This is a genomic window from Zobellia nedashkovskayae (assembly GCF_015330125.1).
Classification (GTDB): domain Bacteria; phylum Bacteroidota; class Bacteroidia; order Flavobacteriales; family Flavobacteriaceae; genus Zobellia; species Zobellia nedashkovskayae.
Map to the genome: position 1 here is coordinate 1,205,969 of NZ_JADDXR010000002.1, position 12,439 is coordinate 1,218,407.

Below are 12,439 nucleotides of genomic sequence, written 5' to 3' on the forward strand. Positions count from 1 at the left end.
GGCAACAGATATTAATAAGGTTTAGCTAATTTCTTTTGATGCTTTTAGCAACAATTCTCTGGTGGCAATGATTCCATCTTCCTCTCCAATTTTATTGCCTTCATATTCCACTCCAACAAAACCTGTATATCCATGGTCTTTTACCATCTGAAGCATTTTTACATAATCAATTTCAGTTTCGTTACCCTCAGCATCAAAATCGTGTGTTTTAGCACTTACTGCTTTAGCATAAGGCATCAATTCTTTTACACCTTTATATTTGTCGTACATAACCTCACACTCACGACTATCCTTTTTACGGGTAATACAGAAATTTCCAAAATCGGGTAGCGTTCCACAATTGTCCAGTGCTACTGCTTTCATGACTTCGGCATGAAGAGCTCCGTTAGAAGATAGTCCACCGTGGTTTTCTACAAGAATATTAATGTTTTTTCCTTTTGCATAAGCGCACAGTTTTGTAAGACCATCTATGGAATTCTTTTTCCATTCTTCGGGATCATTGCTCCCACTCAAGTTGACACGAATGGAGTGACATCCCATTGCTGCTGCTGCATCAACCCATTTCTTGTGTTTTTCTACAGTCTCATTTCTCTCTTTTTCATCACTCACAGCAAGATTTCCCTGACCATCGATCATGATCAAAACATTTTCCATACCGTGCTTTTTAGCCTCGGCATTAGATTTCTCTACAAAAGCTGCCATTGCTTCTTCAGAATATCCAGCATCTTCTAATTCAGGATTGTACAATTGACTTACATATTCTAAACCTGAAAAGCCCCAATTCTTTGCTTTCTCTGCAAATGTGAAAGGATCAACACCATCTTCTCTAATCATTCTATGGATAGACCATTGAGCTAGAGACAATTTAAAGAAAGGTTCTATGACCGTTTCTGCTCCTTCTGAAGTAGCATCAATTACTTTTTCTCCCTTTTTTGTCTCCTTACATGCAGCGAATCCTAAGATTGAAAATGCTAAACCGGCTTGAGAACTGTTTCTTATAAAGTTTCTTCTTTTCATTATTCGTGATTAGTTTATTGAAATTTAAGGATTTGGAGGTAGATTACTCTTAAATATGCCACCTTAACAAGATGTATAGCGATTAAATGTAGAAAATTAATTTAATATTTAATAAATTTAGGGACTAAACAATTTTGTACATGAGCAAATTTTATTACAACGAAGAGCAGGAGTCTTACGATGCGATTGTGGTAGGAACAGGTATAAGTGGAGGCTGGGCAGCAAAAGAGCTGTGTGAAGCCGGACTAAAAACCTTGGTACTGGAGCGCGGACGTATGGTGACGCACATCGAAGATTATGAAACTGCGAACATGGACCCTTGGGACTTCCCTAATGCAGGAAAGCCAACAAAAGAGGACATCGCAAAACAGGAAAAACAAAACCGAACGGGTTATACGACCAATGCTGCCAGTAAGATGTGGTTCGTGAACGATCTAAAACACCCCTATAATGAAATTCAACGTTTCGATTGGATGCGAGGCTACCATGTAGGTGGGCGTTCATTACAGTGGGGGCGTCAGAGTTACCGCTGGAGCGACATTGATTTTGGAGCAAATAAAAAAGACGGTATCGCCGTAGATTGGCCGGTACGTTATAAAGATATTGAACCTTGGTATGCAAAAGTTGAGGACTTTATTGGTGTTAGTGGCGAAGCGTTAGACCTTCCACAATTACCGGATAGTAACTTTTTACCACAAATGGATTTAAACTGTGTTGAAGAACACTTTAAAGCCAAGGTAGGTGAAGAGTTTGATGGCCGTGCTGTAACTGTTGGTAGAGTTGCCCATATTACCGGCACTAAAAACTTTGACGGTCGTACAAAATGTCAATACAGAAACAGATGTATTAGAGGGTGTCCTTTTGGAGGATATTTCAGTAGCCTTTCTTCTACGTTGCCTGCAGCAGAAGCTACCGGAAACATGACATTACGCCCAGATTCTATTGTTCATGAAGTTATTTATGACCCAGAAACAAAATTAGCTACCGGTGTTAAGGTTATAGATAGAGTTACTAAAGAAGCTCATGAGTTTAAAGCAAAGGTTATTTTCCTTTGTGCTTCATCCATAGCTTCTACTTCTATATTAATGCAATCAAAATCCGACGAATTTCCTAATGGTATGGGTAATGCTTCTGACCAATTGGGTCGTAACATTATGGATCACCATTTAGGTGTAGGTGCTTCTGGTAAATTTGATGGTTTTGATGATAAATACTATAAAGGTAGAAGACCTAATGGTGTTTACATTCCAAGATTTAGGAATATTGGCGGTGATACCGAAAGAAAAGACTACAAGCGTGGCTTTGGTTACCAAGGTGGTGCAAGTAGAGGAGACTGGGAAGATTTAGTTGCCGAACTATCTTACGGAAAAGAATTAAAAGATGCCGTTTTAAAACCAGGCGGATGGACTATTGGTATTGGTGGATTTGGTGAGGTACTTCCTTACGAAGACAACCGAATGACCCTTGACTATGAAAAATTAGATGATTGGGGATTACCTACCATTACATTTGATGCTGGCTTCAAAGAAAACGAATTAAATATGCGTAAGGACATGATGCAATCTGCCATAGACATGCTTGAAAAAGCTGGTGTGAAAGATGTTAAAGGTCACGATCGCGAAACTGGCTTAGGTCTGGGCATACACGAAATGGGTACTGCCCGTATGGGTAGAGACAGAAAAACATCTGTATTAAATGGCAACAACCAAGTACATGATGTTCCTAACGTTTACGTAACCGATGGTTCATTTATGACTTCTGCAAGTTGTGTAAACCCATCATTAACCTATATGGCATTTACAGCAAGGGCTGCAGATCATGCTGTAAAACAACTTAAAAAAGGAAACATATAATGGATAGAAGAAAAGCACTCAAGAATATGGGTATGGCGTTGGGTTACACCGTTGCCACCCCAACTTTGCTAAGTATTGTTCAAAGTTGTAAAAATGAGACCGTACTAGAATGGACTCCTGAGTTTTTTACTAAGGACCAAGGAGCGGTATTGACAAAATTGGTAGATATTATTCTTCCAAAAACAGATACCCCTTCTGCTTCTGAAACGCAAGTAAACATTTTCATTGATCGCTTTGCTGATCAGGTAATGGAAAAGGAACAACAAGATTTCTTTAAAATGTCTATGGATCGGTTTATTGAAAAAGCGTTGAAAGATGTTGGCAAAGAGAAAGCTGCTGATTTAACTCCTGAAGAATTGGAACCTGTTCTTGCTGCTGCTCTAAAGGTGACGAAAGAAGACCAGGTGACAAATAATTTAGCTGTCAAACAATATAATGAGGCGATAGCCGAAGGAAAAGAAGCCCTTCTTGATGATGGTATTGCTCGTTTTGCTTTTGCAAACAACTTAAGAGGAATGACAATTTGGGGTTACAAAACCTCTGAATATGTTGGCGAAAAAGTTTTAGCCTACCTGCCTATTCCTGGTGAATATATTGCTTGTGCAGACACACAAGAATTGACTGGCGGAAAAGCTTGGTCACTCTAACATAACAACAATAGTATTTAGAAAAAGAGCCGTTGGTAAATTACTATTTACTTGCGGCTCTTTTTTATTTTTTTATTACACTCTCAACCCTATACACAAAATGAAAAGAAGAAATTTTATTCAAAAAACAGCATTGACAGGTGGTGCTATTTCTTTGGGGGGCAATTTTGCCTATTCCAATTTAACCGGCAACCCATTAAAATCACATAAATTCAATCTTAACTATGCTCCGCATTTGGGTATGTTCAAAGAATTGGCCGGCGATGACCCCATTGACCAAATTAACTTTATGGCAGACCAAGGTTTTACTGCATTTGAAGATAATGGCATGATGAAGCGCGATGTTGCCCTGCAGACCAAAATGGGAGAAACTCTTGCAAAAAGAGGTATGACCATGGGTGTTTTTGTTGTAGACAAAGGCGGTAATATGAAAAATACACTGGCTGCTGGAAAACAAGAGTACATTGATATTTTTTTAGATGGATGTAGAAGAGCTGTGGAAACAGCAAAACGTGTGAATGCTAAATGGATGACCGTTGTACCTGGTGGCTTTGAAAGAAAACTACCCATAGGCGTACAAGACGGTAATGTCATTGAAGCCTTAAAAAGAGGTGCCGAAATATTGGAGCCACATGGCCTGACCATGGTATTGGAACCCCTTTCAGATTCTCCTGACCTTTATCTACAGAATTCAGACCAAACCTATATGATCTGCAAAGGTGTTGACAGTCCTTCATGCAAGATATTGTTTGACATCTACCATATGCAAAAAACAGAAGGACATTTAATTCATAACATGGAGCTTACTTGGGATGAAATAGCCTATATCCAAATTGGAGATAACCCTGGAAGAAAAGAGCCTACTACGGGAGAAATAAATTACAAAAACGTATTTAAATGGATACATGAAAAAGGATATAATGGCGTACTTGGTATGGAACACGGCAATTCTAAAGATGGCAAAGCTGGTGAGCAAGCCGTAATAGATGCGTACATACAAGAAGATTCTTTTCTATAATAGTGAACATTTATGCTTAATCAGCCTCTACATTCAATTGAAAGTAGAGGCTGATTTTTTTACATACATGTGTATTTCAAGGGCAAAGTGATGCGTTTCATCGAAGCCGTGATGCGAATAATGCATTATAACGAGTTTTTTGACCTTTTTCGACGTTCTACATACTACAGGAATAAGATTGCATCTAACAGAGCCGTTGTTATTATATGAACTCATATATATACCTACTTATCAGTTACACGGCACTAATGCTAATCTCAAAACTAGCGTTTAACTATTTCAAGCGAAAAGGTTTAAAAAGCCAATTGGAATAGTTGAAATTCAACCGTGACTACGAATAAAGAATAATACATTGCATATCTTTTGCTAAGCCAAAACTATTGCAGTTTCGTCAGAAAAGGGATGAAACCCTTTAATAGAGAACATTTTTCTTAAAGTTCTCTCAAAATTTATCTTTTTCTACATTTTCACGTAATCTATACAGCCCTATTACTACGTATATTATATACAATCATTTATTGGGGCACAATGGATAAGTACATCATCATATTAATCGTATATATTGCTGCGTATATTTTCTCAGCAGTAGCAAGACCATATTTAGAGAAATAACAATTTCTCTTTAGAATTTAGTACTATCCTCTTGGGTAATGTTTGACTATACGCCATTGTGTAAACGTTTTTCACTTCTACCGGTTCTTCCTTAAATCTATTTAGTTTTATTTTTACACGAAATTCCAATACTACATCCAATTGAAATTCATTGAATTAAAGGCATAAAAAAAATCCTGACTCTAGAGTCAGGATTTTTACTTTATATTCAAATCTTTCTAATTAAGAGCCACACATCAAGCAATCATCGTCTGCTTCGCCTTCTTTGGCCCTAGCAATCATTTCTTTCATTTCTTCCGGGGTCATGGGTTGAATGTCCGATTCAACCTGTGGCGTTGTTGAAGTTGTATTTACTTCCATTGCTACTGCTGCTTCTAGCGGTGGTGTAGTTGCTGCTGCTTCGGCTTCCGCAGCTACACTAACTGGTGCGGCATTTTTCTTGCTATTGTCTAATGTAAATTTAATAGCATCTACAGCCGCTTTGGTACGTAGATAATACATGCCCGTCTTTAGGCCGCTTTTCCATGCGTAAAAGTGCATTGATGTTAGCTTGGAGTAGTTTGCATTTTCCATGAACAAATTCAAAGACTGACTTTGGTCAATGAAATACCCTCTTTGACGGCTCATGTCAATAATATCTTTCATGCTGAGCTCCCAAACCGTTTTGTACAAATCACGAATGTCTTGAGGAATAGTTTCTATATGCTGAATAGAACCATTGGCTCTCATTAGATCTTGCTTCATATTCTCATTCCAAAGACCTAAATCTACTAAGTCTTCCAAAAGGTGCTTGTTCACTACAATAAACTCGCCAGAAAGCACTCTTCTGGTGTATATGTTGGAGGTATACGGCTCAAAACATTCATTGTTGCCCAAAATTTGGGAAGTAGAAGCCGTTGGCATTGGCGCTACTAAAAGTGAGTTGCGAACACCATTTTTCTTAACTTCCTTACGAAGTTTGGCCCAATCCCATCTTCCTGATAATTCTTCATCTTTAATACCCCAAAGATTAAACTGAAAATCTCCTTCAGATATGGGTGACCCGTCAAAAGTAGAATACGCCCCTTCTTCTTTGGCCATTTCCATAGAAGCGGTTACAGCTGCAAAATAAAGTGTTTCAAAAATCTCTTGATTTAATTTTTTAGCTCCTTCACTAGTAAAAGGCAATCTTAATAAGATAAACACATCTGCAAGCCCTTGTACCCCAAGACCAATTGGTCTGTGGCGCATGTTAGAATTTTTAGCTTCTATTACAGGATAATAATTTCTATCTATTACACGGTTTAAATTTCTAGTTACCCTTTTTGTTACTTTAAACAATTCTTTGTGATCAAAGCTTTTGTTCTTAATGAACATTGGCAATGCAATAGATGCCAAGTTACATACCGCTACCTCATCTGGAGAGGTATATTCCATAATTTCGGTACATAAGTTGGATGAACGAATGGTGCCTAAATTTTTCTGGTTACTCTTACGGTTAGCGGCATCTTTGTACAACATGTAAGGCGTACCGGTCTCTATTTGAGACTCTAATATTTTTTCCCAAAGCTCACGGGCCTTTACGGTTTTTCTTCCTTTTCCTTCGGTTTCGTATTTGATGTAAAGTTCTTCAAATTCTTCACTATGTCGTGTAAACAACCCTGGGCATTCGTTAGGACACATCAACGTCCAATCTTCATTAGCCTCTACTCTTCTCATGAACAAATCAGAAATCCACATGGCATAGAAAAGATCACGTGCACGCATTTCTTCTTTACCGTGGTTCTTTTTTAAATCTAAGAACGCATAGATATCTGCATGCCATGGTTCCATATAAATAGCAAAGCTACCTTTACGTTTCCCGCCACCTTGATCTACATAACGTGCGGTATCATTAAACACCTGAAGCATTGGCACAATACCATTAGATGTTCCGTTTGTACCGGCTATATAAGACCCTGTAGCACGTATGTTGTGAATGGACAAGCCAATACCGCCCGCAGACTGTGAAATTTTTGCAGTTTGCTTTAACGTATCATAAATACCGTCTATACTATCATCTTTCATTGCTAATAAGAAGCAAGAAGACATTTGTGGTTTTGGCGTACCAGAGTTAAAAAGTGTAGGTGTAGCATGTGTAAAATATTTTTTGGACATCAGCTCATATGTCTCAATAGCCGAGTCTAAATCATTTAGATGAATCCCTACAGAAACTCGCATAAGCATGTGTTGCGGACGCTCAGCAATCTTACCGTTAAGTTTTAGTAAATAAGACCGTTCTAAAGTTTTAAAGCCAAAATAGTCATATCCAAAATCTCTATTATAGATAATGGTTGAATCTAGTCTTTCCGCATTTTCAGAAATTACTTTAAAAACCTCATCAGATAATAAAGGTGCCTTTTTATTTGTACGTGGGTTTACATACAGATAAAGGTCTTTCATAGTCTCAGAAAACGACTTCTTTGTATTTTTATGTAGGTTTGAAACCGAGATACGGGCTGCTAACTTAGCATAATCTGGATGTGTTGTAGTCATTGTGGCCGCAATTTCTGCAGCCAAATTATCTAGTTCAGATGTTGTTACACCATCATAAAGCCCCTCTATAACACGCATAGCAACCTTTAAGGGATCTACTAAACCGTTAAGACCATAACACAATTTTCTTACTCGGGCTGTGATCTTATCGAACATGACCACTTCTTTTCTGCCGTCTCTTTTAACTACAAACATGTGAATACTTTTTTAGTGGGGTTAAACGTTTGGTTTGTTTAAGGTAAATTGTTAAAATTTTAACAATTTTAAAATAGGGGACAAGAACCCTTTCAAGAAAGGATTCTCTATAGTATACTTAAAAATCTGCGTCGAAACTTATTTTTTGCGCGTTTTCATCGTTATCCTTATTCAGAATCCCGGCTTTTTGGTATTCAGAAACGCGTTTTTCAAAGAAATTGGTTTTTCCTTGAAGAGAAATCATATCCATAAAATCGAACGGATTGGTAGCGTTGTATACTCTATCGCACTCAAGCTCCACAAGAAGCCTGTCCGTTACAAATTCTAAATACTGTGTCATTAATTTAGCATTCATCCCAATAAGACTTGCGGGAAGAGACTCAGTAATAAATTCTCTTTCTATATTTAAAGCATCCACTAGAATTGCAGTAATACGCTCTTTTGGAACTTTATTTATTAAGTGTTTGTTATGTAAGTGAACTGCATAATCGCAATGCATACCTTCATCTCTTGAGATTAACTCATTAGAAAAAGTTAACCCAGGCAAAAGCCCTCTTTTCTTTAACCAGAAGATAGAACAGAATGCACCAGAAAAGAAAATACCTTCAACAGCCGCAAAAGCAATTAATCGCTCGGCAAAGCTTGGAGAGTCAATCCAGTTCAAGGCCCAATCCGCTTTTTTCTTAATAGCAGGAAAATTTTCAATGGCTTTAAAAAGTGTATTCTTCTCTTTCTCATCTTTCACATAAGTGTCGATTAAAAGCGAATACGTTTCAGAGTGAATGTTTTCCATCATAATCTGAAACCCGTAGAAAAACTTAGCCTCGGCATACTGTACCTCGCTAACAAAATTCTCGGCTAAATTCTCGTTTACGATACCATCCGAAGCTGCAAAAAAAGCTAATATATGTTTAACAAAATAACGCTCGTCATCACTTAACTTATTGTTCCAGTCGTTTAAATCCTCACTAAGGTCTATTTCCTCCGCTGTCCAAAAACACGCTTCACATTTTTTGTACCATTCCCATAAATCGTCATGCTTAATAGGAAAGATTACAAAGCGATCGTTGTTTTCTTCTAGAATAGGCTCTAAGGCTACGGACATATTAAAGGGTTTGAGTGTTGAGAAGAAAATTCTTCCTTTGCGACGGAAACAAAGGTCGCAAAAAAGCGCTGGAATTTCATATTGTTCAATCATTTCCAGTACAAAGTTTTTAACAGAGATTGTTGAAATGTGGGCTGGCATTGAATATACATGACCTTAGCACGAATCGACAATTAGCCTAAATTTTACCTGAAAGATGAACACAAAAAATAAACCAAAAAGTATATTAAAAACATACTTTTTGGTTTAAAAATAAAAACACCATCTAAGCGGGCTATTTTGTAATTACAGCTTCTAACCTTTGTAACCTTTCTTCTAGTTTTGATATCATTCTTGATTGCTCTGAAATAATTTCTTGTTGCTTTTGTATAGCTCTTATAGCCACTACACTAAAACCCGCATAATTAACTCCTAGTATATCATCATCCCCGCTCTCACTAACCAGTTCAGGAAATAATGGTTGCACCTCCTGAGCTACAAAGCCAATTGCTCTTGTCCGTGATTTGTCTGCTTTAAAAATATAACTAGATGGCTTAAGCAAGGATACCCGCTCTAAAACATCTGGAAGTTCTCTTATCTCAGACTTTAAGCGTTTATCTGAAGCAGAAGTATACGCTCCGGTATTAGCGTTAATAAAGCCTCGTAATTCATCGCCATAATGAAACATTAGGGCAAAACCATGGGTAATATGCCAATCTTTGTTAGCTGTACCATCCCTAAAACTAAGACCGGTACCTACCTCTTGACCAGCCTGGTTTATTGTTAAACGAGCAGAAGGATTACTGGTATTGATACCTACCTGTCCATTTCCTGTAATTGTCATCCGATCACCACCACCACTAGCATTTCGAAAATAAAAGTTAAGTTTAGCACTGGCCGCCGTTGATGACGGTAAACCTGCTACGTGCCAAAAAGCACCCCCAGACGCATTATTGGTTAATTCCAACCGGGCAAAATCATTGCCTTCTTCTTCTAGTTTAAGTAAGGGTTTGGTTAACGATGAATTATTTAGAATATGTAATGCCCCTTCTGGGTTTGTATTTCCGATGCCGACATTCCCGTTTGCAATTACCGTGAGTTTAGGCGTTGACCCCGTCACCAAGTGCACCTTACCTGTAGTATTCAATGCACCGGTACCAAAATCCATATCCATATCCCCTGAATACACACCCGAATACCCCACATAGCCTTCAGAGGTGTAATAAGACATCCAGTTGTCATTATTTTCGGTCTCTAGCTTTAAGCTATGTCCCTGAAATTTAGTTTTTAGATGTAAAGGGGTGTCAGGCAGGGCCACTCCTATTCCGACTTTTCCATCTTCCCGAATAGCTATTCTATTTTCCCTGTTCGTCCCTAAAAACAAAGGACCATTTTCATTCATTGAAATTGAGCCTACGGCAGTGCCTAAACCTTCAGATATACCAACCCTCAAACCATCTACGGCACTATCACCATAGCCATCAAGGGTATACAAGGTTCCTGAAGCCCCTGCAGAATGCACGTGAAACACATTATTTGGGGTACTTATACCTATACCCACTTCTCCTGACTCATAATATACTCTGTTACCACTTACGCTCCACACCGAGCCTCCCCCTCCTCCACCGGTTTCGTCAACACCGGCAACCCATTCTCCGGTTCCGGCATCCCACTTGACGACCTGTCCATCTACACTACCCACCAAGCCGCCAATAACAGAGCCATCACCTAAAAGTAATCCGCTTTCACCTGTAACATCAACATAATCATTTAAATCTACCGATCCTGTGCCATCTTCAATACTCAATACATCACCAGTCATAATCAGACCTTGATCATCCGTATCCACCAATCCGCCCGAGGCCAATTCTTCAATTGCTGCCTGAGTATCAGCTGCGGCAAGACCTGTACCTGTATTGTCAAAAGGAACCTCGGAAGCATTCTGATCATCCGTGCCTCCCGGTGGAATAATTGCGGATAAATCAACTCCAGTACCATCAGTAATTTCAAGTAATGTTCCCGAAAGGGATAAATTCTGATCATCAGTATCTACTAACCCACCAGAAGCTAATTCTTCAATAGCAGCCTGAGTGTCTCCTGCGGCAAGACCTGTACCCGTATTATCAAAAGGAACCTCCGATGCATTCTGGTCATCCGTGCCTCCTGGCGGGATAATTGCGGATAAATCTATTGTGGATCCATCTGTAATACTCAAATCTGTTCCCAAAAGACTTATATCTTGTAATTCATTCGTTGGGTCGGCGTCCGCATCACTTCCACCACCACTTGTACTAACAAACTCATCCAAAGCATCTTGAACATTATCGGCTGTAAGTCCGGAATCTGTATTGTCATAAGGTACTTCAGATGCTATTTGAGCATCTCCGCCACCACTAAACAAACGGTTGTCTACATACGTTTTAACAGCTCTTTGCGTAGGTAAAATACCGTTACTGTTCTCTACCAACGCACCATCATCAGATATTTCATTAACTTGATTACCAGAGTTAAGATTGAACCCACCTAAAATTCTCAAATCGCTTTTTATTTTTACTTCCCCAACATTTTTATTTTCGATGTCATTGCCATTTGCTTTCCAAACATTATCACCTGATGCTATTGCAAAAGGCACCGCCATAAGTTCTGTAGTGCCTACCTCAGCGCCATTAAATGAAACCGTAACAAAGACAGCATCTCCCCACGGTAGATTAGCGTAACTGCCTCCATTACTAACTCCACTTCCTATCTGTAAGTTAAAAACACCATTGGCATCTGTAGTTACCGAATGGCTTTCCTTGTATTGATCAGTTGCATCTGCACTGCCAAATTTTAGTGCTATACCAATATTCAGGGTTTCTTGCTCCATTAATTCATTTTCAGAATTACGGGCAACACCTTGGTAATTGATGAAATTTTTCTGTTGCGCCTGAACCATAAATGTTCCTAAAAACATAATGGTTATTACGGTAAATATTAAAACGTAGTTTTTCTTCATGGTTCTATTCTTTAATAAGTTTATACACGTTAGTTTCGGATTTGCCTTCCAAAAAGACCTTTAAAACATATACACCTTTGGCCATATAGGCCATATCTATTTTGTATTCCAGTTTATTCTCTTCTATTTTCTGACTGAACACCCGTTGCCCATTTACAGCAAATAGCTCTATTCCCACCACCTTATTTTCACTTGTAAAAACGGTAACTTCTTCCACAACCGGGTTTGGGTAAACTAAAATATCCGAAGGTTCTTCACCCGGGCTCAATGGTATTATTAATATGCCCTTTCCTGCCCAAAAACCTTGGTCTACAGAATTAGCATCCGCTATCAGGCCTACTACAGGTTCGCCAACAGTAAAACTCACGGATATATCCGTATTGCTCATTACACCACCCACATTGCTAATAACACTGCGCTCTATTGACTGAGCGAAAGAAAATGTGGTGTTTAGGATTAGAAAAAAGAGGAGTAGTTTTTCTTTCATTTTCGTTTGTTTTACTA

Annotated in this window: 8 protein-coding genes; 3 read left to right on the top strand and 5 right to left on the bottom strand. The window is 38.6% G+C overall.

Going from position 1 to position 12,439, the window contains the following annotated elements; all coding sequences use genetic code 11:
* Positions 1-21: 21 nt before the first annotated feature.
* Positions 22-1,017 (bottom strand): sugar phosphate isomerase/epimerase family protein, encoded by a 996-nt coding sequence (locus IWB64_RS05175; RefSeq protein WP_194532992.1) that lies wholly within the window; start codon positions 1,015-1,017, stop codon positions 22-24.
* A 140-nt stretch (positions 1,018-1,157) separates the two neighbouring features.
* Here IWB64_RS05175 and IWB64_RS05180 point away from each other — a divergent pair, with 140 nt between their 5' ends.
* From IWB64_RS05180 to IWB64_RS05190, 3 genes are all read left to right on the top strand, one after another.
* Complete coding sequence (locus IWB64_RS05180; protein WP_194532993.1) at positions 1,158-2,870, top strand: GMC oxidoreductase; 1,713 nt, start codon at positions 1,158-1,160, stop codon at positions 2,868-2,870.
* Positions 2,870-3,517, top strand: coding sequence for a gluconate 2-dehydrogenase subunit 3 family protein (locus IWB64_RS05185; RefSeq protein WP_194532994.1), 648 nt, complete (start codon positions 2,870-2,872; stop codon positions 3,515-3,517). The genes IWB64_RS05180 and IWB64_RS05185 overlap by 1 nt, the downstream gene beginning before the upstream one ends.
* Before the next feature lie 100 nt (positions 3,518-3,617).
* On the top strand, positions 3,618-4,535 hold the full coding sequence (locus tag IWB64_RS05190; RefSeq protein WP_194532995.1) for a hydroxypyruvate isomerase family protein: 918 nt from the start codon (positions 3,618-3,620) through the stop codon (positions 4,533-4,535).
* An 834-nt stretch (positions 4,536-5,369) separates the two neighbouring features.
* Here IWB64_RS05190 and IWB64_RS05195 read toward each other — a convergent pair.
* The 4 genes from IWB64_RS05195 to IWB64_RS05210 form a co-directional block, all read right to left on the bottom strand.
* Positions 5,370-7,856, bottom strand: coding sequence for a ribonucleoside-diphosphate reductase subunit alpha (locus tag IWB64_RS05195; RefSeq protein ID WP_194532996.1), 2,487 nt, complete (start codon positions 7,854-7,856; stop codon positions 5,370-5,372).
* Positions 7,857-7,974: 118 nt separating this feature from the next.
* Positions 7,975-8,961 (bottom strand): ribonucleotide-diphosphate reductase subunit beta, encoded by a 987-nt coding sequence (locus IWB64_RS05200; protein WP_155595158.1) that lies wholly within the window; start codon positions 8,959-8,961, stop codon positions 7,975-7,977.
* 274 nt (positions 8,962-9,235) lie between these two features.
* A complete protein-coding gene (locus tag IWB64_RS05205) occupies positions 9,236-11,935 on the bottom strand; it encodes a tail fiber domain-containing protein (RefSeq protein ID WP_194532997.1) in 2,700 nt (899 codons plus the stop codon).
* A gap of 4 nt (positions 11,936-11,939) precedes the next feature.
* On the bottom strand, positions 11,940-12,422 hold the full coding sequence (locus IWB64_RS05210; protein WP_194532998.1) for a T9SS type A sorting domain-containing protein: 483 nt from the start codon (positions 12,420-12,422) through the stop codon (positions 11,940-11,942).
* Between the last annotated feature and the right edge of the window lie 17 nt (positions 12,423-12,439).

Excerpts from the sequence above, each read along its gene's own strand:
- IWB64_RS05175 (WP_194532992.1), bottom strand. The coding sequence starts at position 1,017 with ATGAAAAGAAGAAACTTTATAAGAAACAGTTCTCAAGCCGGTTTAGCA.
- IWB64_RS05180 (WP_194532993.1), top strand. The coding sequence starts at position 1,158 with ATGAGCAAATTTTATTACAACGAAGAGCAGGAGTCTTACGATGCGATT.
- IWB64_RS05185 (WP_194532994.1), top strand. The coding sequence starts at position 2,870 with ATGGATAGAAGAAAAGCACTCAAGAATATGGGTATGGCGTTGGGTTAC.
- IWB64_RS05190 (WP_194532995.1), top strand. The coding sequence starts at position 3,618 with ATGAAAAGAAGAAATTTTATTCAAAAAACAGCATTGACAGGTGGTGCT.
- IWB64_RS05195 (WP_194532996.1), bottom strand. The coding sequence starts at position 7,856 with ATGTTTGTAGTTAAAAGAGACGGCAGAAAAGAAGTGGTCATGTTCGAT.
- IWB64_RS05200 (WP_155595158.1), bottom strand. The coding sequence starts at position 8,961 with ATGTCCGTAGCCTTAGAGCCTATTCTAGAAGAAAACAACGATCGCTTT.
- IWB64_RS05205 (WP_194532997.1), bottom strand. The coding sequence starts at position 11,935 with ATGAAGAAAAACTACGTTTTAATATTTACCGTAATAACCATTATGTTT.
- IWB64_RS05210 (WP_194532998.1), bottom strand. The coding sequence starts at position 12,422 with ATGAAAGAAAAACTACTCCTCTTTTTTCTAATCCTAAACACCACATTT.